A 23,695-nucleotide genomic window follows, 5' to 3' on the forward strand; every position below is an offset into this window, starting at 1 on the left:
TGGATACAACGCACTGTGTATTTGATCACGCATTTATGCCAAAATGCCCGAGGATTGAAGGGGGTAAAACTTTGCCACGGCAACGAAAACGCCAGCGACGCGGTCGAGGCCGCATCGTCATCGCCGCAGTAGTTGTCCTCGGCCTCCCGTTCCTCGGGTGGGCCGCCGTGAATGCGCTGACCGGAGACGACCCCGGCGGTGGATCAGCAGCCACCGCCGACGCGTCCCGGGTGGACAGCGCCGACGCTCCGTCCCGGGGTGGCGACTCCACCCCCGGCTCCTTCGAGCTCGCCCAGGCCGCACGTGACTCCGTCAGCGCCTGTGCCACCCGCCTCGCCGCCGGCGACGCCTACGTCGAGAAGGCCGGCGTCGGCATCGGGCACTGGGGCGAGCACGTCCAGGCCCGCACCGACATGCTGAACGGCACCGTCGGCCAGGAAGAGATGCGCGCCATCTGGAAGCGCACCCGCCTCGCCGGTCCCGACGACGTCGCCCAGGCCACCGCCGCCCTGGAGGAGTACCAGGCGCTCCCCACCTGCGAGGAGCTCGCCGCCGCCGACCTCCCCGAGAACATCGCCGAGCAGGCCGCCGCCTGCGTCGAGCGCGAGACCGCAGTGACCGCCGCCGTCGACGCCGCCACGGCAGGCCTGCAGGACTGGGCCAACCACCTCAACAACATGGCCGCCCACGCCGACGGCGAGATGACCGCCCAGCACGCCCAGGACCTCTGGGTCGCCTCCTGGGAGGCCGCCCCCGTCAACATCGGCGCATACAACGATGCCCGTGCCCAGCTGGCTGCGGCGCCGGCCTGCGGGTAGCGCCACCGCGGCGGCGCCGATGACGTCGTTGCCCGCGGTCGCCGGTGCGGCCGCGGGCAGTGCGTTGTCGCCGTCGTCCGCGCCATCGGCCGTCACCGTCACCCGGCCGGCGCGCGAGCCGATCGTCACCAGGGGTGAGGTGGCACTCGCGTTCTCGACGCTGTTCGTCCTGGCCGCCGTCGTGCTGGGCAGCGTGCTGGTGGAGCCGCCCCCGGCCGTGCACGCGGTGGCGCAGTTCGTGCACCTGGCCTGCGTGGTCCTCGGGCTCGGCAGCGTCCTCGCGGTCGACTGGTTCGGGCTGCGCTGGCAGTTCGGCAAGGGCACGCTGCGCGAGGTCGTCACGACGGCGACCGCGCTGGCGGTGCCGATCTGGCTGGGTCTCGGCGGGCTGATGCTGTCGGGGATGCTGTTGTCGCCGGACTTCGGCTCCACCATCACGCTCGTCAAGATCGGGATGGTCGGGGTCGCGGGCGTCGTGGGCGTGCTGGCGCTCGCCGTGAGCCGGCGGCTGGCCGCCCGCACGGTGCCGTCGCGGCGGCTGCTGCGAGCCGGTCTGATCATGGCGACGGCGTCACAAGTGGCGTGGTGGACGGCGACGGTGATCGGGTTCCTCAACCGGACGTGATCGTCCCGTGTAGAACTGACCCCATGAACCAGACGGCGGTCGACTCCCACGAGAACTGGCTCACCCCGGACGAGCTCGCGTCCGCGCGCCGGCGCCTCCCGATCCTCTACGTCAACGCGGTCCCCGTACGGGTCGACGACACCGGCGTCGCGACGTCCGTCGGCCTGCTGCTGCGCTCGACCCCCGAGGGCGAGATCCGGCGCGAGCTGGTGGCCGGCCGGGTGCTGTTCCACGAGCGCATCCGCGACGCTCTCGTGCGGCACATCGAGAAGGACCTCGGACCGCACGCCCTGCCGCGGATCCCCGTGTCGCCGTCGCCGTTCACCGTCGCCGAGTACCTGCCCACACCGGGCGTCACCCCGTACCACGACCCGCGCCAGCACGCCGTGGCGCTGGCGTTCGTCATCCCCGTGGCCGGCGACTGCGCGCCGCGTCAGGACGCGCTGGACCTCATCTGGCTGTCGCCGTCCGAGGCCGCCGACGACGGCCTGCAGAAGGAGATGCTCGGCGGCCACGGCATCGTGCTGCGGCAGGCGCTGGCCCACCTCGGCTTCCCGCCAGGACCGCCGGTCGGCTAGCTCGAGGAGCCGCCGCTGTCGGACGAGAGTGCCGCGATGAACGCCTCTTGCGGCACCTCGACCCGGCCGACCATCTTCATGCGCTTCTTGCCCTCTTTCTGCTTCTCGAGCAGCTTCCGCTTCCGCGTGATGTCGCCGCCGTAGCACTTGGCGAGGACGTCCTTGCGGATGGCGCGGATGTTCTCTCGGGCGATGACGCGGGCGCCGATGGCGGCCTGGATGGGCACCTCGAACTGCTGGCGTGGGATGAGGTCCTTGAGCTTGCCCGCCATGGCGACGCCGTACGCGTAGGCCTTGTCCTTGTGGACGATGGCGCTGAAGGCGTCGACGGGGTCGCCGTGTAGCAGGATGTCGACCTTGACGAGGTCGGCCTCCTGGTCGCCGGTGGGCTCGTAGTCGAGGCTGGCGTAGCCGCGGGTGCGCGACTTCAGCGCGTCGAAGAAGTCGAAGACGATCTCGGCCAGCGGCAGGGTGTAGCGCAGCTCGACGCGGTCCTCGGACAGGTAGTCCATGCCGAGCAGCGTGCCGCGGCGGGCCTGGCACAGCTCCATGATGGTGCCGACGAACTCGCTGGGCGCCAGCAGCGTGGCCCGGACGACCGGCTCGCGTACCGACGCGATCTTGCCCGACGGGAACTCGCTGGGGTTGGTGACGATGTGCTCGGCGCCGTCCTCCATGGTGACCTGGTAGACGACGTTGGGCGCGGTCGAGATGAGGTCGAGGCCGAACTCGCGCTCGAGCCGCTCGCGGACGATCTCGAGGTGCAGCAGGCCCAGGAAGCCGCAGCGGAATCCGAAGCCGAGCGCCACCGAGGTCTCGGGCTCGTAGACCAGCGCGGCGTCGTTGAGCTTGAGCTTGTCCAGCGCCTCGCGCAGGTCCGGGTAGTCGGAGCCGTCGAGCGGGTAGAGACCCGAGAACACCATGGGCTTCGGGTCGCGGTAGCCGCCCAGCGCCTGGGTGGCCGGCTTCGCGGCGTCGGTGACGGTGTCGCCGACCTTCGACTGGCGGACGTCCTTGACGCCGGTGATGAGGTAGCCGACCTCGCCGACGCCGAGCCCGGCGCCGGGGCGCATCTCGGGCGAGATGACACCGATCTCGAGCAGCTCGTGGGTGGCCTTGGTCGACAGCATGAGGATGCGCTCGCGCGGCGTCAGCTTGCCGTCGATGACGCGGACGTAGGTGACGACACCGCGGTAGGAGTCGTAGACGCTGTCGAAGATCATGGCCCGGGCCGGGGCGTCGGGGTCGCCCACCGGCGCCGGCACGTCGGCGACCACGCGCTCGAGCAGCTCGAGCACGCCCTCGCCGGTCTTGCCGCTCACGCGCAGGACGTCGTCGGGGTCGCCGCCGATGAGGTGGGCGAGCTCCGCGGCGTACTTCTCCGGCTGCGCCGCCGGCAGGTCGATCTTGTTCAGCACCGGGATGATCGTGAGGTCGTTCTCGAGCGCCATGTACAGGTTGGCCAGCGTCTGCGCCTCGATGCCCTGCGCGGCGTCGACCAGCAGGACCGCGCCCTCGCATGCCGCCAGGCTGCGGCTGACCTCGTAGGAGAAGTCGACGTGCCCGGGGGTGTCGATGAGGTTGAGCGCATAGGTGGTGCCGTTGTTCTCCGGCGCCTGCGAGGCGAACGGGAGCCGTACCGCCTGGCTCTTGATGGTGATGCCGCGCTCGCGCTCGATGTCCATGCGGTCGAGGTACTGCGCGCGCATGGACCGATCGTCCACGACGCCGGTGAGCTGCAGCATCCGGTCCGCCAGCGTCGACTTGCCGTGGTCGATGTGGGCGATGATGCAGAAGTTCCGGATCAGCTCCGGCGGCGTCGCCGACGGCAGCGGCGCGTTCTCACTGACTGGCACGCAGGTTTCCTCGGGCTTGGGTGTGGCTTCGGTGTGGGTTCCGGGCAGGGTTCGTCGTCCTGCCCGCAGCAGACATCATCCCATGGTCGGTGATGCGGGCTCGCCAGAAAAGTGATATCACTTAGCTATCGCGCTGCCGGGGTTCGGCCGCGATCACCTGGAGGAGACATGACCGAGACCCCTGTGGACGTTCCCGGCTCGGCGCCCGGTTCCGCGCCCGGGGCCGCTCCCGGTCCGGCGCCGGTGGGCCGGGCGGGGCACCGCATCGACGTCGACGAGCACCGCGCGTGGGCCATGAGCGGCTTCTTCGCGCTGTTCCTGGCGCTCGCAGCCGTCGTCTACGCCGTCTGGCAGATCGTCCAGCTGGCGCCGTCGCTGCGCGACGCGTTCGAGAACGAGGACTGGGCCGGGGTGTCCGGCGGCCGGGCCGGACTGGTGGTGCTCGCGCTGCTGGTGGCGGCGCTGCTGGCGTCGCCGCTGGTGGTCATCCAGCCCGGCCAGACGCGCGTCATCCTGTTCTTCGGGCGCTACATCGGCACCGTCCGGCGCACCGGGCTGGTCTGGGTCGTCCCGTTCACCACCCGGCGGCCGGTGTCGGTGCGGGTGAACAACTTCGAGACCGCCGAGCTCAAGGTCAACGACGCCGACGGCAACCCCGTCAACATCGCCGCCATCGTCGTCTGGCAGGTCGCCGACACCGCGCGCGCCTCGTTCGCCGTCGAGGACTACCGCGACTTCGTCCAGGTGCAGTCCGAGTCGGCGCTGCGCCACGTTGCCACCACCCACCCGTACGACGACCCGAACGACCAGGGCACGTCGCTGCGCGGCTCCACCGACGTCGTGTCCGGCGAGCTCGCCCACGAGGTCGCCGCCCGGGTCGCCGTCGCCGGCGTCGAGATCCTCGAAGTGCGCATCAGCAACCTCGCCTACGCGCAGGAGATCGCCCAGGCCATGCTCCAGCGCCAGCAGGCCAGCGCCATCGTCGCGGCGCGCGAGCGGATCGTCGAGGGCGCCGTCAGCATGGTCGAGCTCGCGCTGTCGCGGCTGGAACGCGAGAACGTCGTCACGCTCGACGAGGAACGCAAGGCGGCCATGGTCTCCAACCTGCTCGTCGTGCTCTGCGGCGACCAGCGGGCCACGCCGGTCGTCAACGCCGGCAGCCTCTACACCTGATCGCGGTGGCTTCGCCTGCTGACGGGGGCCGCTCGGGCGGACGGCGCGAGCGGCACGCCGTCCTGCTCCGCCTCGACCCGGCCGTCCACGAGGCGCTCACCCGCTGGGCGCAGGACGAGTTCCGCAGCGTCAACGCCCAGGTCGAGCTGGTGCTGCGGAACGCGCTGCGGGCGGCAGGGCGCGAGCCGAGGAACGCCGGACCGCTCCCCCGCCGCGGCCGGCCGCCGTCGGGCCCGTCGCCGCCGTCCTCGTCGTCGTCCGCCGAAGAGTGAGCCGGGCGGCGGGTCGCGGCGCTACAGTGCCGACGTGGCCCGCCTCCTCCGTGACCTCGTCCGGACCCTGCTGACCCCGCCCAAGCGCCGCCGCGACGACCGGCGCCCGCGCCCGTCGGACCCCCGCCCGCCCCGCGGCGGCTCGGGCGGTCACGACGGCGAGGAGTCGCCCGGGCAGTTCGGCTCGAACGCGACCACCGAGGCGCACTCCGTCGGCGCCGTCCACACGTCGTACAACCCGAGCACCGACGGCGACCCCGACCCGGGCGAGATCGTCTGGACCTGGGTGCCGTACGAGGAGAACGACGGCCGCGGCAAGGACCGGCCCGTCCTCATCGTGGCGCGCGAGCCCGGCGGCACCCTGCTGGCGGTCCAGCTGACCAGCAAGGATCACGACGGCGAGCGCGACTGGGTCGGCGTCGGCTCCGGCCGCTGGGACGGCGAGCACCGGCCCTCGTGGGTCGACGTCAGCCGGGTCCTGCGCGTCCACCCCGACGGCATGCGCCGCGAGGCGTCGGCCCTCGACCGCCATCAGTTCGACGCCGTCATCGACGCACTGCGCTCGCGCTACGGCTGGAACTGACGCCGAATTGGCTGGTGAGGCGGGGCGCTGGTATTGTTGGCGGCTGCGCGTCGGCCCAGGTCGCGGACGCGCCCGGCCGACTCCTTGCCGCCGCGACGGTTTCCCCGCCGACGCGTGTCCCGGAGAAGACCGACGCCCTCACGACCTATCCGGACCGACCAAAGGCATCAGTTCGTGGCGAACATCAAGTCCCAGAAGAAGCGGATTCTCACCAACGAGAAGGCGCGGCTGCGCAACAAGGCCGTGAAGTCGTCGCTGAAGACGTCGATCCGCAAGTTCCACGAGGCCGCCGACGCCGGCGACACCGAGAAGGCCACCGAGGCCGCTCGCGCCGCCAACCGGCAGCTCGACAAGGCCGTCTCCAAGGGCGTCATCCACAAGAACCAGGCGGCCAACCGCAAGTCCTCGATCTCCAAGCGGGCCGCCTCGCTCTGAGGCCGGGCCCACTTCGGCTCGACGGCGCCGCCTCCCCTCTGGGAGGGCGGCGCCGTCGTCGTGCGCCCGCGTCGCCTGGTGTGTGGCGTAGCTGTCGCCGCCGGGTGGCGTAGCTGTCGCCCGGGCAACAGCTACGGCCCACGCCCCCGGCCGCAGCGGCGTCACCCGTCGACAGCGCAGCCAAACGATGTGGGTTCATTGCAGTGACGATGTGGCGGAACTGTCGTCAGAGCAGCAGCGATCTCACAGTGATTCCGCAGCGACGTCACACCGTCGGCGGCCGGGAGTTCGTCAGGCCGCGCGGGCGGTGCCGATGGCGACCAGCGCCGTCGTGAGGGCGAGCGCGGAGTCGTTGCCGCCGCCCTTGACCGCGAGGTCGGCCTCGGCGACCGCCCGGATGGCCTGGGACAGGCCGTTCGGCGTCCAGCCGCGGAGCTGGCCGCGGAGCACGCGGATCTTCCACGGCGGGATGCCGAGGTCGCGGGCGACGTCGGCGTCGCGCATGCCGCGCGGCGCGCCGGCCAGCCGGGCCAGGGACCGCAGCGACGTCGCGAGCGCACCCGTCACCAGGACGGGGTCGGTGCCGGTCTCGAGCGCCCAGCGCAGCTGCTCGACCGCCTCGCCGGTGCGGCCCTCGACGGCGCGGTCGGCGACCACCCAGCCCTTGACCTCGGCGCGGCCCTCGAAGTACATCGAGACCACGTGGCCGGTGACCTGGCCGTCCGGCGCGTCGACGGCGAGCTGGCCGGCCGCCGAGGCGAGGCCGCGAAGGTCGCCGCCGACCGACTCGACCAGCTGGCGGGCGGCGGGCTCGTCGATGCGGCCCCCGGCCCGGCGGACCTCGGCCCGCACGAACGCGACCTGGTCGTCGGGGCGGGTGAGGCGCTCGGCGGGGACCTCGTGCACGCCGGCCTTGCGCAGCGCGGTGAGCAGCTTCTTGCCCTTGACGCCGCCCGGGTGCAGCAGCACGACGTGGATGTCCTGGATGGGCGACTGCACATAGCCCACGAGGATGTCGCCGACCGCCTCGGTGACGTCCTGCACGTCGTTGACCAGCAGCACCCGGCTGGTCGCGAACAGCGACGGGCTGACGTGCTCGGCCAGGGCTCCGGGGGTCAGCTCGGAGCCGGCGACCTGGGACACGTCGGTGTCGGCGTCGGCGGCCCGCGCCGCCCGGACGACGGCGCCCGCGGCACGCTCGGCGAGCAGCGTCTCGGGACCGAAGACGAGGGTGACCGGGACGAGGGGATCGGTGGATAGCGCAGCCATGTCGCGTCACAGCATGACACGTCCCACCGACACCGTCGCCGCCCGTTCACCGATCGCCGTGGCGCCGGTCCCGACCTCGGCCCGCCCGTCGTCACCCCCAGCCCGCCGTCGCCGGTGCGGACGACCGCGACGCTGCCGTGCTCGTCGGTGCGGTAGACCCGCACCCCGCCGGCGCGCAGGGCGTCGAGCACCCGAGGCGACGGGTGTCCGTAGCCGTTCTCGCCGACGCTGATCAGCGCCACGCGGGCGTCGAGGGCGGTGAGCAGCTCGGCCTCCTGGTGCGGCGAGCCGTGGTGGGCGACCTTGAGCACGTCGGTGTCGAGCCCCGGCTCGGCGCGCAGCAGCGCCCGTTGCGCCGACGGCTCGATGTCGCCGGTCAGTAGGACGCTGACGCCGTCGACCCCGGCCTCGATGACCAGGCTGGCGTTGTTGGACTCGGACTCGTCGGTCTCGGTGAGTCGGACGGGCCCGAGTACGTCGAGCGTCAGCCGCTCCCCCACGCGCAGCAGGTCACCGGCCCGCGGCACCGTCACCGGGACGCCGTCGGCCGCCAGCCGCCGCCTGACCCCGTCGGCGACCGCGGGCGGATCGTCGAGCGGCGACACCAGGACCCGGCCGACCTCGCGACCGGCGAGCACGCCGGCCAACCCGCCGACGTGGTCGGCGTGGAAGTGCGTGAGGACCAGCAGCGGCACCTGCCGCACCCCGAGCCCGTCGAGGCACCGGCGGACGAGCCGCGGCTCCGGCCCGGTGTCGACGACGACGGCGGAGCGCTCACCGGCGCGCAGGACGAGCGCGTCGCCCTGTCCGACGTCGCACGCGACGACCAGCCAGCCGGGCGGCGGCCAGCCCGGCGTCGGGACCGCCTTCAGCAGACCGATCACCAGCACCGTCCCCGCCGCGACCGTGACGACCGGGCGGCGCAGCACCAGCGGCACGGCCAGCAGCGCCAGGACCGCGAGGACGACGGCGACCACCACACCGCCCGCGCCCGGCGGCCACGGGAGCACGGCGCCGGGCTGGCCGGCGAACCAGCGCGCGACCGCGGCGATCCACCAGGCCGGCAGGGCCGCCAGCCAGGCGAACGCCGTCGCGACCGGCGCCGCGACCGGGCTCACCACGGCGGCGGCCGCGCCGAAAACCGTCGCCGGCGCTACCGCGGGAGTGGCCAGCATGTTCGCCGGCAGCGCGGCCAGGCTCAGTTGCCCGGACAGCCCGAGGACGATCGGCGTGCAGGCGACCTGGGCCGCGAGCGGGACGGCGACCGCGAGGGCCAGCGGGCGCGGCAGCCAGGTCAGCGACCGCGTCCACGCCGGGACCAGCAGCAGGATGCCCGCCGTCGCCAGCACCGAGAGCGCGAACCCGGCGCTGCGGGCCAGCCACGGATCGACGAGCACCAGCACGACGACCGCGGCGGCCAGCGCCGGCAGCCCGCGCCGACGCCCGGCGAGGGCCAGCCCCACGACGGCGACCAGGCCCATGGCGGCGGCCCGCAGCACGCTCGGCTCCGGCCGCGCGAGCAGGACGAACGCGAGCACGCACAACACGCCGACGACCGGCAGCGCGTAGCCGCGGACCCGCAGCCAGCGGGCCAGCCCGAGCGCCACGACCAGCACGATCGCGACGTTGGTGCCGGACACCGCGGTGAGGTGCGTCAGCCCGGCGACCGTCATGGCGTCGCGGAGGTCGTCGGAGAGCAGCGACTCGTCGCCGATGACCAGGCCGGGCACCAGACCGCGCGGGTCGGGCGGGACGCCGTCGACGGCCTCGCGCAGCCCGGCTCGGAACGGCTCCGTGGCGCGGCTGGCGGCGCTGGGCGGGCCGGTCGCCCGCTCGTCGGGCCCGGTATAGGGGCGGAACACCGCGGCGACGTCGTCGCGCGGGTGGTCGGTGGACTCGAGGCGTCCCTCGACGCGGATGCGCTGGCCCGGCAGGAGATCGGCCCACTCGCGGTCGCCACTGACCAGCAGGACCGGCACGTCGACGCGGTGGGTGTCGCCGCGGCCGGTGACCTGGTCGACCCGGATGCGCCCGACGACGTACTGGGTGGCGGCTGCCTCCTCGCCCATGGGACCGCTGCCGCGCAGGACCGGGTCGCGTTCGATGGTGCCGTCGACCTCGACGTGCGCGCCTGCGGCGGCGAGGGCGGTGACGGGGCCGGTCCAGACGGGTGCGGCTCGGGCGGCGCCCACGGCGAAGCCGGCGAGGAGGCACAGGCTCGCGGCGACGACGGCGCGGCGAGCCGGTGGGGCGAGGCGGGCGCGGACCAGGACCGCCGCGGCGACGAGCAGGACGACGGCGCACCCCGCGAGGCCGTCGCGGAGCGGGACGAGGACGCCGGCGAGGGCGCCGATCCAGAGTCCGAGCGCTGCCGGCACGAGCCGCAGGTCCAGTGGCTCGGCGGGGGCGGCATCCGGCGGCGTGGTCGTCGGGGTGGCCGGCGGAGTGGTCGTCATACCGTCACCAGGGGTTCGAGCTGGGCGAAGCGCTGTTCGCCGATGCCCGAGACCTCGCGCAGCTCGCCGACGGTCGTGAAGCGGCCGTTCTGGGTCCGCCACTCGAGGATCCGGCCGGCGAGGGCGGGGCCGATGCCGGGCAGCGTCTCGAGCTCGGTGCCGGTGGCGGTGTTGAGGTTGACCGGCGCCGTGGGTGCGGGTGCGGTGGAGCCGGGTGGGGCGGCGGGCGGAGCGGCCTGCGGCGGCGGGTCGGCGGTGACGAGCACCTGCTCGCCGTCGGTGAGGACGCGCGCGAGGTTGATCGGGGTCAGGTCGGCCTCGGGCGTCGCGCCGCCGGCCGCCTCGATGGCGTCGACCACGCGGGAGCCGGCCGGCAGTTCGAGCACCCCGGGCCGCGCGACCAGCCCGGCCACGTGCACGACGATGGCCGCGTCGGGCGCGGCCGGGCCCGGCGCGGCTGACTCTGTGGGGGCCGGCGTCGGGTCGCTCGGCGGCGGGGTCTCGGTGGCGGTGTGGCTTCCGGTGGCGACGAGCTCGGGTTCGATGGGGACGACTTCGGGGCGGGCCAGCAGGAACAGCACTGTCGCGCTGATCAGGCCGACCAGCACCACGAGCACGATGACCGCCAGGTGGGTCCGCTCCAGCCCGGCCCGCGGCCGGACGGCGAACGGCAGCCGGTCCTTCAGGCCGTCCAGCCACTCCGGCGACCGCGCGGCGTCGTCCTCGATGGCCTGCGCCGACGCCGGCTCGTCCCACGGCGCCGCCGGGCCGTGCTGCTCTGGCCCGAGCTCCGGCCCGCGCCCCGGCTCGGTCTGAGGATCGGGATCGAGCCGATCGGCAGGTGCGGGGTCGAACCACGCCGCCGGGCCGCCCGAGTCGACGGCGTCTACCGGCGGCCGGGCCGCCCGCCGCGGGCGGGAGGTGGCGTGACGAGGACGACGACCGTCGTTCGCGAGTTCGTCGGTCCTCCCTTCGTGGCGGGCGGCGCTCGAAGGCCCGCCGTCCTCGACCCCGGCTGCGACCGCGGCGTTCCCATCCAAGCCGCGGCGGGTCGAACCGGCCAAGTGCGCCACCCGGGCGCGCGCGAGCGCCGCCGTCCGGTCGTCGGCGGGGCGGGAGCGCAGCGATCGCATGCCAGCGACGCTAGGCCGCGGCACCGACCGCCGCGACCGCCGGAACCGGCTTCTGTGGACAGCTGAAAGAACTGGTCAGAGCTGTGGACAAGCGCTCGCGCCCGGCTCGGTCGCGGCGGCAGCATCCGGCCGTGGCCACCGATGCCCGCCGACGCAGCGGACGCTCGGGAACCAGGCGGACGCTCGGGATTCCGGCGCTTGGCGTGCTTTCCGGGCGCCCACGCGCCTGATTCCCGAGCGTCGGCCGGATTCCCGAGCACGACGGCACGGCGGCGGCAGCACCGCACCCCAGCAGCCGACTCAGCAACGACGCCGGCCGCTCAGGTCACGCAGAACTCGTTGCCCTCGGGGTCTTGCAGGACCGTCCAGGTGTTGCCGTACTCCTCCACCGTTGCGACCACCGTCGCGCCGGCGGCGAGCAGTTCGGCGACCTTGGCGGCGGCCGCGGCGAGGCGCTCGGCCTCGGGGGGCACCTCGCCGCCGGCGCCGTACCGCCAGCCGCGGACGTCGAGGTGGACGCGGTTCTTGGCGGTCTTCGGCTCGGGCACCTTCTGGAAGAGCAGCCGCGGCAGCACGCCCCGGGGATCGATGATGGCGCTCGCGCTGTCCCAGTCGGCCTCGGGGACGTTCCAGGCGACCAGCGCCTCCTCCCAGGTTCCGAACCCGTCGGGCGGCGGCTCGAGCTGATACCCGAGCGCGACGGCCCAGAACTCGGCCAGCCGGCGCGGGTCTGCGGCGTCGAACGCGATGTTGAAGATCTCGGAGGCACGCGGCATGCACCGCAGCCTGCCACCCGGCACCGACAACCGAACGCCCGACAACGAACTCAGCGCGGGCTGATCACCGCGGCCAGCATGCCCGGCCCGACGTGCGCCCCGATGACGGCACCCACCTCGGTCACCACCACGGTCCCGACCGACGGAAGCCGGTCGGCCAGGCGGGCGGCCAGCTCGTCGGCGCGGCCGGCGTTGTCGAGGTGGTGCACCGCCACGTCGACCCGCCCACCCTTCCCGGCCTCCGAACCCGCCACCGCCCGCGCGACCGCGAGGTCCTCGAGCCGCGCCCGCGCCCGTGCCGACGTGCGGACCTTCTCGAGCAGGTCGACCCAGCCGTCGCGCAGGTGGAGCAGCGGCTTGATCGCCAGCGCCGTCCCCACGACGGCAGAAGCAGCGCCGACGCGGCCGCCGCGGCGCAGGTACTCCAGCGTGTCCACGTAGAAGAAGGCCGACGACCGCACCGCCCGGTCCAGCGCCAGCGCCGCCACTTCGTCCGCCATCAGCCCGCGCGAAGCCGCGTCAGCGGCCACCAGCACCGCGAACCCGAGCCCCATGCCCAGCGACCGCGAGTCGACGACGTGCACGGGGACCGGCGCGTCGCGGGCCGCCAGCCGGGCCGCGTCCGCCGTCCCCGACAGGCTGCCGGAGATGTGCACCGACACGACGGCCGTGGAGCCCGAAGCGGCGAGCGACTCGTACACGTCCAGGAACGCCCGCGGGCTCGGCCGCGACGTCGTCACCGGCACATGCGACCGCAACGCCGCCGCGACCTCCCGAGGACCGAAACCAGAGTCCTCGTCGACGGCGACACCGTCGACCACCACCTGCAGCGGCACCACCCGGAGGCCGTGCGACTCCACGTCGCCGGCCGCCAGGTGTGCCGTCGAGTCCGTGACGACCGCGACCCGCCCCGTCAAGGGGTCAGCCCGGGACGACGTTGACCAGCTTGGGCGCCCGCACGACGACCGTGCGCACCGGCCGTCCGTCCAGTGACCGTCGCACCGCCTCGGACTCCAGCGCCAGCGCGCGCAGGTCGGCCTCACTGATCGACGGCGGCACCTCCAGCCGGTCGCGGACCTTGCCGGCGACCTGCACCACGCAGGTGACGGTGTCCTCGACCAGGTACACCGGGTCGGCGACCGGGAACGGCTCGCGCACCAGGGAGTCCGGGTGGCCCAGCCGCGACCACAGCTCCTCGGCGACGTGCGGGGCGACGGGCGCCATCATCAGCACCAGCGCCTCGGCGGCCTCGCGCGGGACGGCGTCCAGCTTCGTCAGGTGGTTGTTCAGCTCGATCATGCGGGCGATGGCGGTGTTGAACCGCATCGCCTCCATCTCGGTCCGGACGGCGTCGATGGTGCGGTGCAGCACCCGCTTGGTCGCCTCGTCGGCCGGGCCGGCGCCGACGACCACCGAACCGGTCTGCTCGGAGACGATGTTGCGCCAGACCCGCTGCAGGAACCGCAGCGACCCGACGACGGCGCGGGTCTCCCAGGGCCGGGACAGGTCCAGCGGGCCCATGGACATCTCGTACACCCGGAAGGTGTCGGCGCCGTAGTCGCGGTACATGTCGTCGGGCGTGACCATGTTCTTCAGGCTCTTGCCCATCTTGCCGTACTCGCGCTGGACCGGCGAACCCTCGAACAGGAACTCGTCACCGGACTCCACCACCTGGTCGGCCGGCACGTACTGGCCGCGCTCGTCGACGTAGGCGTAGGCCTGGATGTAGCCCTGGTTGAACAGCTTGTGGAACGGCTCCTCGCTGGACACGTGGCCCAGGTCGAACAGCACCTTGTGCCAGAACCGGGCGTACAGCAGGTGCAGGACGGCGTGCTCGACGCCGCCGATGTACAGGTCGACACCGCCGGCGTCGCCGTCGCCGTGCGGGCCCATCCAGTACTTCTCGACCTCGGGGTCGACCAGGCGGTCGGTGTTGGTGGGGTCCAGGTAGCGCAGCTCGTACCAGCACGACCCGGCCCAGTTGGGCATCGTGTTGGTGTCGCGGCGGTAGCGCTTGGGGCCGTCGCCCAGGTCCAGCTCGACGTCGACCCATTCGGGGACGCGGGCCAGCGGCGGCTCGGGCTCGGTGTCGGCAGCGTCCGGCGGATAGGTGCGCGGCGAGTAGTCCGGCACCTCGGGCAGCTCGACGGGCAGCAGCGAGTCGGGGATCGCGATGGGCTGGTCGTTCTCGTCGTAGACGACGGGGAACGGCTCGCCCCAGTAGCGCTGCCGGCTGAACAGCCAGTCACGCAGCCGGTAGGTGATGGTGCCCTCGCCGGTGCCCATCGACTCCAGCCAGGCGATGATCGAGGCCTTGGCCTCGGCGACGCCCAGGCCGTCCAGCGAGATCTCGTCGTTCGCGGAGTTGACGGCCGGCCCGTCGCCCACGAACGCCTCGCCGTCGAAGTCCGCCGGCGGCTGCACGGTCCGGATGATCGGCAGCTCGAACCGCGTCGCGAACTCCCAGTCGCGCTCGTCCTGGCCGGGCACCGCCATGATGGCGCCGGTGCCGTAGCCCATCAGCACGTAGTCGGCGACGAACACCGGGATGCGGGCGCCGTTGACCGGGTTGACCGCGAACGACCCGGTGAACACGCCGGTCTTCTCGCGGCCCTCGGTCTGGCGCTCGACCTCGGTCTTCGCGCTCGCCTCGGCACGATAGGCGGCGACGGCGTCAGCGGGGGTCGCGTGCCCCCCGGTCCACGCGGGCCGGGCCTCGGCGGGCCAGGCCGACGGCGTCAGCGCCTCGACCAGCGGGTGCTCGGGCGCCACCACCATGAAGGTCGCGCCGAACAGGGTGTCGGGACGGGTGGTGAAGACCTCGAGGTCGCCGGCGTCGGTGGCGAACCGGACGTTGGCGCCCGTGGACCGGCCGATCCAGTTGCGCTGCATCGTCTTGACCTTCTCGGGCCAGTCGATGCGCTCGAGGTCGTCGATCAGGCGGTCGGCGTACGCGGTGATGCGCATCATCCACTGCCGCAGGTTGCGCTTGAAGACCGGGAAGTTGCCGCGCTCGCTGCGGCCGTCGGCGGTGACCTCCTCGTTGGCCAGCACCGTCCCCAGCCCGGGGCACCAGTTGACCGGCGACTCCGACACGTACGCCAGCCGGTGGTCGTCGACGATGCTCCGCTGCTCGACCGGGCTCAGCGAGGACCACGCGCGGCCACCCGGAACTGGCCGCTCACCGGACTCGAAGGCGGCCACCAGCTCGGAGATCGGGCGCGCCTTCCCGGCCACGTCGTCGTACCAGGACTCGAAGATCTGCAGGAAGATCCACTGCGTCCACCGGACGTAGCCGGGGTCGATGGTCGCGAACGTGCGGCGGTTGTCGTGCGCCAGCCCCAGCCGACGCAGCTGCCGGCGCATGGTCGCGATGTTCTCTTCGGTCGTCTTGCGCGGGTGCTGTCCCGTCTGCACGGCGTACTGCTCGGCCGGCAGCCCGAACGCGTCGTAGGCCAGCGCGTGCAGCACGTTGTCGCCCTGCATGCGGCGGTAGCGGCCGTAGACGTCGGTGGCGATGTAGCCCAGCGGGTGCCCGACGTGCAGCCCCTTGCCGGAGGGGTACGGGAACATGTCCATGACGAAGAACTTCTTCGCCGGCAGCTCGGTACCGGGCTCGGCCAGCGGGCCGGTGGGGTTGGGGGCGTCGAAGGTGCCCTCGTGCTCCCAGCGGTCCTGCCAGCGCTGCTCGATCTGGCCGGCCACCTCGGCGGTGTAGCGATACGGCGCGTCGTCGGCCGGCGTGGTCGCGCCGGTCTGCGTCTGGCTCATCGGAATTCGTCCCTCATCTGTGGGTGTCGGGGCCTGGAACAAAAGAAAGACCCCTCACGCAGGAGGGGTCAGCCGCGCCGACGTGACGCCGCTGGAGGGCGTCCGCTACCAGTCAGCGCGGCCCGATAAGGAGCAGCAGGCCTCGCACATTGTCAGGATAGCGCACTCGTCCCCCTAGGGTGTGTGGCCATGGACGTCCCGGGCTGGGTGTGGGTCCCGACGGTGGCCGCGATCGTCGCGCTGCTGGCCTTCGACTACGTGTTCCACGTGCGCCGGGCCCACGTTCCGTCCCTGCGCGAGGCGGCGGTGTGGTCGGCGCTCTACGTCGGCATCGCGGTGGCGTTCGGCGTCGGCGTGCTGATCCTCGGCGGCACCACCATGGGCGCGGAGTACTTCGCCGGCTACATCACCGAGAAGGCGCTCTCGGTCGACAACCTGTTCGTGTTCCTGATCCTGCTGCACAGCTTCCGGGTGCCGCGGGAGTACCAGCAGAAGGCGCTGCTGTTCGGCATCACGTTCTCGCTGATCGCCCGGACCGGCCTGATCTTCGTCGGTTCGGCGCTGATCAACACGTTCGCCTGGGTGTTCTACCTGTTCGGGATCGCCCTGCTGCTGACGGCGGGCAACATGCTGAAGCCGAGTGGCGGCGAGCCGGACGAGGGCGAGAACATCGCCGTGCGCACGGCCCGGCGGTTCTTCCACACCAGCCCGTCCTTCGACGGCGGCCGGCTGTTCACCGAGCGCGGCGGGCGCCGCGTGATGACGCCGATGCTGCTGGTCATGGTGGCGCTGGCCGGCACCGACGTGCTGTTCGCGCTGGACTCGATCCCGGCGATCTTCGGGCTCACGCAGAACGTCTACCTGGTCTTCACCGCCGTCGCGTTCTCGCTGCTCGGGCTGCGCCAGCTGTACTTCCTCATCGACGGCCTGCTGGACCGGCTGATCTACCTGTCCTACGGGCTGGCCGTGATCCTGGGATTCATCGGCGTCCGGCTCATCCTGCACGCGCTGCACGAGAACAACCTGCCGTTCGTCAACGACGGGCAGCCGGTCGAGGTGGCCGAACTCAGCACCGGGCTCTCGCTGGCGGTGATCGTGGTGGTCCTCGTGGTGACGGTGGTGGCGTCGCTGGTCAGCCGCACGGGCCGGGCGCAGACGGCGATCGCCAACGCCCGGCGGCACGCGACGGCCTACCTCGACTCGGAGTACACCGCCGACCCCGCCGAGCGGGAGCGGATCTTCCAGTGCCTCGTCGACGAGAAGGTCGAGATCGTGAAGCTCGGCCCGAAGTACAAGCAGATGGCCAGGGACGCCGAGGGGCTGCTCGACCTGGTGGAGCGAGCGCACGACAGCCACGAGGCGGCGGCCGCCCGCGGCGAGACCCCCGCCGGCGACCACCACTGACTCAGAAGACGAGGTACCAGCGGTCCCAGAACTCGATGGTGATGAGGATCGCGAGGATGAGGAACCAGACGGTGACGATGAGGCCGCGGCTCTCGACGACGGCCTTGCGCAGCCACGCGGGCGCCTTGAGGTGACCCTCGGAGAGGTTGTAGCCCGTCGTGTACACGAAGATCGGGATGGTGACGACCCACACGACCATGCAGTACGGGCACAGTGCGCCGATGTAGTACGTGGTCTGGGTGAACAGCCAGGTGACGAAGACCGCGCCGCCCAGCGCGCCGGCGTTGAGGCCGAGCCAGAACCAGCGCGGCAGTGTGGCGCCCGTCAGCGCGACCACCCCGGCCGTGACGACGATGGGGAACGCCGCGACGCCGATGACGGGGTTGGGGAAGCCGAACAGCGACCCCTGCCAGCTGTCCATGACCGCACCGCAGGTGAGCACGGGGTTGAAGCTGCACGACGGGGTGTGGTTCGGATCTTGGAGGACCCAGACGCGCTCGATGATGAGCATCGCCGAGGCGACCGTGCCGATGGCCCCGCCGATGGCGAGCAGCCAGCCGAGGACCTTGATCGAGGCCCGCGTCTCAGGCAGCTCGAACTCGGCGTCCTCGAGGTGTTCCTTCTCCTGCACGGCCATGAGTCACCCAGTGATGATCGTAGGTATCCGACGGACCATCAACGTACGCTACCCGCCTGGGGTGCCCGACGACAGATCACGAATCGGTTCCGCACCACGGTGATATGCGAGGATTGCGGCAATGCACTGGTCCGGGCGACATCGCTCCGGCGGCCCGCTGGCGGCCGCCGTCGTCGCCCTGGCCGCGCTCCTGGTGGTGCTGGCGCTGGCCTCCGGCCCGGTCGACGTGCAGGAGCCCGGCTGGCTCGGCGATGGTGGGGTCACGGGCGACGTCGTGCCGCTGGAGCCAGGGCCCACCGCATCGGCCGCGCCGACCGAGGAGCCGGTGCTCGACGACGGCGCTCCCGGCATCGACGTGCCCTGGCAGGTCGTCGTGCTGGCGGCCGTCGCCGCCGCCGTCTACCTCGTCTACTGCATCGTGCGCCGGGTGGTGCCGGACCTCCGGCTGCGAGCCGCCCGCCGCCGGACCCCGCTCGGCGGCCACGTCGAGGCGCTGCCCGATCCGGTCGAGGACCTGCGCGACGGCGCCCGCTCGGCCGCGACGGCCCTCAGCGGGCCGGCGCCGGACGCCGCGGCCGCCGTCATCGCCGCCTGGCTGGCGCTGGAGTCGGCGGCGGCCGGCAGCGGTGCGGCGCGCGGCCCGGCCCAGACGCCCACCGAGTTCACCGCCGCGCTGCTGCGCCGGCACCACGCCGACCCGGACGCCGTCGCGACCCTGCTGGGCCTCTACCACCGGGCCCGGTTCGCCGTCCGCCCCGATCTCGGCGCCCAGGACGTCGAGGCGGCCCGGCACGCACTGGAGACGCTGGTGGGGACGCTCGGATCGGCGAGCACGGTGGGAGGCGCCGGGTGAGCCGCGGGATGGTCGTCCGCGCCGTGCTGCTCGGCGCGGCCGCCGGGCTGTTGGCCTGGGCGTTCGGCGTCCAGGGCGTGCGGCCCGCGGTCATCGCCCTCTGCGTCGCGGCCGGGGTCGCGGCGACGCTCGGCATCCCGGCCGGCTGGTACGGCACCTGGCCGGACCGCCCGCACGCGCCGTCGGGCGGCGGCTCCGCCCAGGTCTGGCGGCTGGCGAACCGGCTGCGCCGCTACGAGAACGACTACGACCCCGCCCTGCAGCACCGGCTGCGCTCGCTCGCCGCGACCCGGCTGCGCCGCCTGGGCGCCGAGTGGGACGACCCGCGTGCGGTCCGGGCACTCGGCGCCGACGTGCACGCGGCGCTGTCGGAGGGGACGCTGCGCCCGAGCCTGCGCGACGCCGACGCCGTCGTCACCGCCATCGAACGACTCGACCAGCACCGCACGCTCGACCAGCCCGGCGAAGGAGCCCGCCCATGACGTCTGCCAGCAGCACCGCCCTCCCTGTCGCCGAGGTCGCCCGGGTCGGGTCGGCCGTCCTCGACGGCGTCGGCACCGCGGTCGTCGGCATGCGCCGGACGCTGCGGCTCGCGCTGGCGGCGATCCTCGCGGGCGGGCACGTGCTGTTCGAGGACGTGCCGGGACTGGGCAAGACGCTGGCGGCGCGGAGCCTGGCCGCCGCGCTGGGGCTGGAGTTCCGACGTCTGCAGTGCACGCCGGACCTGCTCCCCGGCGACGTCACCGGCTCGTTCGTGTGGGACCCGGGCACCCGCGAGTTCAGCTTCCGGCCGGGCCCGGTCTTCGCCGGCCTGCTGCTGGCCGACGAGATCAACCGCACGCCGCCGAAGACGCAGTCGGCGCTGCTCGAGGCCATGGCCGAGCGGCAGACGACGGTCGAGGGGCGCACGTTCGCGCTGCCGCGGCCGTTCCACGTGCTGGCGACGTCGAACCCGGTGGAGTACGAGGGCACCTACCCGCTGCCGGAGGCCCAGCTCGACCGGTTCATGCTGCGACTGTCGGCCGGGTACCTCGAGCCGCCGGACGAGGCCGAGGTGCTGCTGCGCCGCATGGCCCGGCGGCAGGAGGCGGCCGACGTCGAGCCCGTGGTCGACGCCGAGACGGTGCGCGCCCTGCAGGCCGGGGTCGAGTCCGTCGACGCCGACCCCTCCGTCGTCGCCTACTGCGTCGACCTCGCCACCGCGACCCGGCGGCACCGCGCGGTCGAGGTGGGCGCGTCGCCCCGCGGGTCGCTGGCCCTGCTGCTCGCGTCGCGGGCCCTGGCCGTGCTCGACGGCCGCGACTTCGTGCTGCCCGAGGACGTCAAGGAGGTCGCCGTGCCCGCACTGGCGCACCGGCTGACGCTGACCCCGGAGGCGTGGACGACTCGGCTGCGCACCGCCGACATCGTCGCCGACGTGCTCGACCAGGTCCCCGGGCCGGCCTCGGTCCGATGACCGGGGACGCCCGATGATCCGCGAGTACCGCTGGCGGGCCAGCCCGGCCCTGGCGCGGTCGCTGCTGCTGCCGGCGCTGCTGGCCGCTACGGGCGTGACGCTCGGCCGCGCCGACCTGGTGCTGCTGGGCGTCCCGCTGGTCGCCGGCACCGCGCTGGCGCTGGGCGGGACGGCCGGACGCCGGGGCCGCCGCCCGCCGCCGGACGTGCGCGCCACCGGCCCGCGGGTCATGGACGTCGGGCTGCCGGCGGCGGTCGCCGTCGTCGTCGGGCCGTCCGACGCCCAGCTGGTCACGACGGTCCTCGCCGCGGCCGAGACCGGGGCCGAGGCGCACACCGTCACCGTCGCCGCCCCCGAATCCGCCGAGCGGCAGCTGGTGACCGAGGTGACGTCGGCGCTGTGGGGCTCCCAGCTGCTGGCCCGGCCGGACCACCTCGCGGCCGCCGCCGACGGCCTGCTCGTGGCCGGCCCGGTGCCGGGGACGGCGACGACGGCGCAAGTGCTGCCCGGGGTCGCCGCCGCGTTGCCGCCCGGGGCACTGCCGCCGCGGCCGGCCGGCATGGTCGGCGCACACCGGACCCGCCGTCCCGGCGAGGGCACCGAGCTGCACGACGTGTCGCCGTTCCAGCCCGGCGACCGGCTGCGGCGCATCGACTGGCGGGTGACGGCGCGGCAGGCCGGCCCGCGCGAGACGCTCTTCGCCCGGCACACGCTGGTCGATGCCGACGCCGACGTCGTGTGCTGCCTGGACAACCGGTTCGACCTGGGTGCCGACGTCGCGACCTGGCTCGAGGTCGCCGCGACGCACGAGGGCGACCACGCGCCGGCCCGCAGCAGCATCGACATCGCCGTCGACACCGTCGCGTCGGTCGCGGCCGCCTACATCGAGCACGGCGACCGCGTCGGCGTCCTCGACCTCGCCCGCCCCCTCGACCCCGTCCACCTCGGCAGCGGCCGACGGCACCTGCTGCGGCTGCGCACGCACCTGGCCCGGCACACCCGGCGGCCCGGCTCCGGCGACGCGCTGCCGGCGCCACGGCACGCGCCGCCGCTGCCGCCCGGCGCGATCGTGGTGGTCACCTCGGTCTTCCTCGACGACGCGCCCGGCACGCTCGCCGTCACCTGGCGGCGGCGCGGGCACCCGGTGCTCGTGGTGGACGTGCTGCCGTCCCCGCTGTCGGTCGACGGCGTCGACGCCGCGACGGCGCTGGCCGCCCGGCTGGTGCTGGCGGAGCGGCAGGAGCGGATCCGCGCCCTCGAGGCGGCCGGCGTTCCGGTCAGCGCGGCCGACCCGGCAGCACTGGCGCTCAGCCTCGCCCGGCTGCGCCGCCACGCCCGCGGAGTCCGCCGATGACGGCGCCGGCCGGAGCCATGGGCGCGGTGCTGCCCGGGTGGACGCTGCGGGTGGCGCTGGGCGCGTCGGTGCTGGTGACCGTGCTGGCCGTGGCGGGCTGGACCTCGGTGTCGCCGTTCGCGCTGGCGCTGGCCGTCCTCGTCGGCGGCGTGGCGGTGGCGCTGCCGGTCTCGCACATGGCGACGGCGTTCCTGGCGCTCTGCGGGCTGTGCGGCCTGGCCGCCGACGGCGCGATCACCGGCTGGCTGAGCCTCGCCGTGCTGGGCGCGCACGCCACCCACGTCACCGCCGCTTTGGCCGCCGTCGTGCCCGCCGGGGCGCCGGTCGAACGGGGCGCGCTACGGCCATCGCTGGAACGGTTCATCCTCGCCCAGGCGGCCGGTCAGCTGGTCGTCCTGCTCGCCTGGGCCCTCACCTGAGCGGTCTGGGTTGGGCCGTCAGGGGCGGGCGCAGCGGTCGTCGACGAGGACCTCGACCGACGGGTCGGCGGCGACGACGCAGGACGGCGGCAGGGTGAACCAGCGCAGCGCCTCGAAGTCGGCCGACAACCCCGTCGGGCCGTCCTCGACGACGTCCGGCCGGGCGGACAGGACGGCCCGCGCGTCGGACAGGTGCGCCGCCAGCGCGTCCTCGCCCATCCGCTCGTGCCGCTCCGCCTCCACAAGGGAGCCGGCGTCGTCGTAACGCAGCCCGGTCAGCCGGACCGGCGGGCGCGACGTGCCCTCGCGGTGCCGCCACAGCCCGGTGTGCGGGTCGAACCCGTAGTCGGGCAGCAGGCGGTACCCGTCGCGGGCGATGAGCGAGACCGCGTCGACCAGGTAGTCGCGGACGGTGTCGGAGATGAAGTAGTTGAAGTTCAGCCGGGTCCAACCGGGCTTGATGCCCTCGCAGCCGACGCCCACCACGTCGCGGAAACCGCGGGACTCGACCGGGCCGACGGACAGCAGCCGGTGGCCGTACGGGCCGGCGCAGGAGCAGCCGCCGCGGGCCTGGATGCCGAAGAGGTCGTTGAGCAGCGCGACGACGAAGTTGTGGTGCAGGAACCGGTCGCCGTGGCGGATGCGGAACGACACGATGGACAGCCGCGCGACGTCGGGGTTGCCGAGCACGTCGACCTGCGGGACCTCGCTCCACCGCTGCAGCGCGTGCCGCCAGAGCGCCTCCTCGCGCTCCTGGATGAGGTCGGTGCCGACGGCGTCCTTGAGGCCGAACACCAGGCCGGCGCGGATCGACTCGACGATGGCCGGGGTGCCGCCCTCTTCGCGGGCGACGGGGTCGTCGAGGTAGCGGTGCTCGTCGGGGCTGACGAACTCGACGGTGCCGCCGCCGGGAACCGTCGGGACCTGGTTCTGCACCAGCGCGCGGTCGACGACCAGGACGCCGGGGGTCTGCGGGCCGCCCACGAACTTGTGCGGCGACACGAAGATCGCGTCCTTGTGGTCACCGGCGCCGGACGCGCTCTCGGCCATGCGGATCGGGACGTAGGGCGCGGCGGCGGCGTAGTCCCAGAACGACAGCGCGCCGTGCTCGTGCAACAGCGCCGCGATGCGGTCGGTGTTGGTCAGCACGCCGGTGACGTTGGACGCGGCGGAGAAGCTGCCGATGCGCACCGGCCGGTCGGCGTAGGCGCGCAGCAGCTGGTCCAGCTGCGCGAGGTCGATGTGGCCGTCGGCGTCGGTGTCGACGGCGACGACGTCGGCGATGGTCTCGCGCCAGGGCAACTCATTGGAGTGGTGCTCGTACGGCCCGACGAACACCACCGGCCGGTTGGCGGGGACGTCGTACACGACGCCGTGCCGCTTGGCCGCACCGGCGGGCAGGCGCAGCTCGAGGATGCCGATGAGCTTGTTGACGGCGGACGTGGCGCCGGAGCCGGTGAACACGACGAGGTGGTCGTCGGTGCCGCCCACCGACGACCGGATGGTGCGCCGGGCGTCCTCGCGCAGCAGCGTCGTCTGCAGCCCGGTGCCGGAGCTCTCGGTGTGGGTGTTGGCGTAGAGCGGCAGCACCTGCTCGCGGACGAAGTCCTCGATGAAGTCCAGCGACCGCCCCGACGCGGTGTAGTCGGCGTAGGTCATGCGGCGGGCGCCGTACGGCCCGTGCAGGACCTCGCCCTCGCCGATGATGCCGCTGCGGATCCGCTCGATCAGCGACGTCGCGACCATCAGGTCCCCCTCTCCCCGTCGGTCCAGCATGCACCCTCGGGACCCCGCCTGGCACCCGAGAAAGCCTTGACACACGTTTCG

Annotated in this window: 22 protein-coding genes; 13 read left to right on the plus strand and 9 right to left on the minus strand. The window is 73.5% G+C overall.

The features are described from left to right. Positions 1-167 precede the first annotated feature (167 nt). Genes HD601_RS32625 through HD601_RS32635 form a run of 3 tightly spaced genes read left to right on the plus strand, consistent with a single transcriptional unit; the run spans position 168 to position 2,021 of the window. Positions 168-818: a hypothetical protein gene (locus HD601_RS32625; protein WP_184829175.1), complete on the plus strand. Its 651-nt coding sequence runs from the start codon at positions 168-170 to the stop codon at positions 816-818. Further along, on the plus strand, positions 784-1,443 hold the full coding sequence (locus HD601_RS32630; RefSeq protein ID WP_184829177.1) for a hypothetical protein: 660 nt from the start codon (positions 784-786) through the stop codon (positions 1,441-1,443). The genes HD601_RS32625 and HD601_RS32630 overlap by 35 nt, the downstream gene beginning before the upstream one ends. 23 nt (positions 1,444-1,466) lie before the next feature. Next, positions 1,467-2,021, plus strand: coding sequence for an NUDIX hydrolase family protein (locus tag HD601_RS32635; protein ID WP_184829179.1), 555 nt, complete (start codon positions 1,467-1,469; stop codon positions 2,019-2,021). Here the strand turns inward: HD601_RS32635 and lepA are convergent. Continuing rightward, the gene (gene lepA, locus HD601_RS32640) at positions 2,018-3,877 is read right to left on the minus strand and encodes a translation elongation factor 4 (RefSeq protein ID WP_343076470.1); all 1,860 of its coding nucleotides are present in this window, start codon (positions 3,875-3,877) and stop codon (positions 2,018-2,020) included. The genes HD601_RS32635 and lepA overlap by 4 nt on opposite strands. A 168-nt stretch (positions 3,878-4,045) precedes the next feature. Between lepA and HD601_RS32645 the strand changes: the two genes are divergently transcribed. From HD601_RS32645 to rpsT, 4 genes are all read left to right on the plus strand, one after another. Next, positions 4,046-5,050, plus strand: a complete 1,005-nt coding sequence (locus HD601_RS32645) for an SPFH domain-containing protein (protein WP_184829181.1) — start codon at positions 4,046-4,048, stop codon at positions 5,048-5,050. A 5-nt stretch (positions 5,051-5,055) separates the two neighbouring features. After that, positions 5,056-5,322, plus strand: a complete 267-nt coding sequence (locus tag HD601_RS32650; protein ID WP_184829183.1) for a type II toxin-antitoxin system antitoxin — start codon at positions 5,056-5,058, stop codon at positions 5,320-5,322. Between the two features lie 34 nt (positions 5,323-5,356). Next, positions 5,357-5,905, plus strand: a complete 549-nt coding sequence (locus tag HD601_RS32655; RefSeq protein ID WP_221441500.1) for a type II toxin-antitoxin system PemK/MazF family toxin — start codon at positions 5,357-5,359, stop codon at positions 5,903-5,905. Positions 5,906-6,079: 174 nt separating this feature from the next. Beyond that, positions 6,080-6,340, plus strand: coding sequence for a 30S ribosomal protein S20 (rpsT, locus tag HD601_RS35275; protein ID WP_184829185.1), 261 nt, complete (start codon positions 6,080-6,082; stop codon positions 6,338-6,340). Between the two features lie 291 nt (positions 6,341-6,631). On the opposite strand, the gene holA is transcribed toward rpsT, so the two are convergent. From holA to leuS, 6 genes are all read right to left on the minus strand, one after another. Next, complete coding sequence (holA, locus tag HD601_RS34440) at positions 6,632-7,549, minus strand: DNA polymerase III subunit delta (RefSeq protein WP_246402465.1); 918 nt, start codon at positions 7,547-7,549, stop codon at positions 6,632-6,634. After that, complete coding sequence (locus HD601_RS32665; RefSeq protein WP_184829187.1) at positions 7,456-10,065, minus strand: DNA internalization-related competence protein ComEC/Rec2; 2,610 nt, start codon at positions 10,063-10,065, stop codon at positions 7,456-7,458. Before HD601_RS32665 ends, holA begins: the two co-directional genes overlap by 94 nt. Next, positions 10,062-11,198 (minus strand): ComEA family DNA-binding protein, encoded by a 1,137-nt coding sequence (locus HD601_RS32670; RefSeq protein WP_184829189.1) that lies wholly within the window; start codon positions 11,196-11,198, stop codon positions 10,062-10,064. The genes HD601_RS32665 and HD601_RS32670 overlap by 4 nt, the downstream gene beginning before the upstream one ends. Before the next feature lie 320 nt (positions 11,199-11,518). Then, a complete protein-coding gene (locus HD601_RS32675; protein WP_184829191.1) occupies positions 11,519-11,974 on the minus strand; it encodes a VOC family protein in 456 nt (151 codons plus the stop codon). A 50-nt stretch (positions 11,975-12,024) separates the two neighbouring features. After that, positions 12,025-12,891, minus strand: a complete 867-nt coding sequence (locus HD601_RS32680; protein ID WP_184829193.1) for a DegV family protein — start codon at positions 12,889-12,891, stop codon at positions 12,025-12,027. Positions 12,892-12,895: 4 nt separating this feature from the next. Further along, entirely contained in the window at positions 12,896-15,745 is a 2,850-nt protein-coding gene (leuS, locus tag HD601_RS32685; RefSeq protein WP_184829195.1) for a leucine--tRNA ligase, read from the minus strand. A 189-nt stretch (positions 15,746-15,934) separates the two neighbouring features. On the opposite strand from leuS, the gene HD601_RS32690 reads away from it, so the two are divergent. Continuing rightward, positions 15,935-17,149, plus strand: a complete 1,215-nt coding sequence (locus HD601_RS32690) for a TerC family protein (RefSeq protein WP_184829197.1) — start codon at positions 15,935-15,937, stop codon at positions 17,147-17,149. A gap of 1 nt (position 17,150) precedes the next feature. On the opposite strand, the gene HD601_RS32695 is transcribed toward HD601_RS32690, so the two are convergent. Beyond that, positions 17,151-17,786, minus strand: a complete 636-nt coding sequence (locus HD601_RS32695; protein ID WP_184829199.1) for a vitamin K epoxide reductase family protein — start codon at positions 17,784-17,786, stop codon at positions 17,151-17,153. A 121-nt stretch (positions 17,787-17,907) separates the two neighbouring features. Between HD601_RS32695 and HD601_RS32700 the strand changes: the two genes are divergently transcribed. The 5 genes from HD601_RS32700 to HD601_RS32720 are packed head-to-tail and all read left to right on the plus strand — an operon-like array spanning position 17,908 to position 21,868. Further along, positions 17,908-18,639, plus strand: coding sequence for a DUF4129 domain-containing protein (locus HD601_RS32700; protein ID WP_184829201.1), 732 nt, complete (start codon positions 17,908-17,910; stop codon positions 18,637-18,639). After that, positions 18,636-19,121, plus strand: a complete 486-nt coding sequence (locus HD601_RS32705) for a hypothetical protein (protein WP_184829203.1) — start codon at positions 18,636-18,638, stop codon at positions 19,119-19,121. Before HD601_RS32700 ends, HD601_RS32705 begins: the two co-directional genes overlap by 4 nt. Then, the gene (locus HD601_RS32710) at positions 19,118-20,095 is read left to right on the plus strand and encodes an AAA family ATPase (RefSeq protein ID WP_184829205.1); all 978 of its coding nucleotides are present in this window, start codon (positions 19,118-19,120) and stop codon (positions 20,093-20,095) included. Before HD601_RS32705 ends, HD601_RS32710 begins: the two co-directional genes overlap by 4 nt. 13 nt (positions 20,096-20,108) lie before the next feature. Next, complete coding sequence (locus tag HD601_RS32715; RefSeq protein ID WP_184829207.1) at positions 20,109-21,449, plus strand: DUF58 domain-containing protein; 1,341 nt, start codon at positions 20,109-20,111, stop codon at positions 21,447-21,449. Beyond that, positions 21,446-21,868, plus strand: coding sequence for a hypothetical protein (locus HD601_RS32720; RefSeq protein WP_184829209.1), 423 nt, complete (start codon positions 21,446-21,448; stop codon positions 21,866-21,868). Before HD601_RS32715 ends, HD601_RS32720 begins: the two co-directional genes overlap by 4 nt. Before the next feature lie 18 nt (positions 21,869-21,886). On the opposite strand, the gene HD601_RS32725 is transcribed toward HD601_RS32720, so the two are convergent. Continuing rightward, entirely contained in the window at positions 21,887-23,614 is a 1,728-nt protein-coding gene (locus tag HD601_RS32725; protein WP_184829211.1) for an aminotransferase class V-fold PLP-dependent enzyme, read from the minus strand. Positions 23,615-23,695: the final 81 nt, after the last annotated feature.

It is taken from the genome of Jiangella mangrovi (genome assembly GCF_014204975.1).
GTDB classification, from domain to species: Bacteria; Actinomycetota; Actinomycetes; order Jiangellales; family Jiangellaceae; genus Jiangella; species Jiangella mangrovi.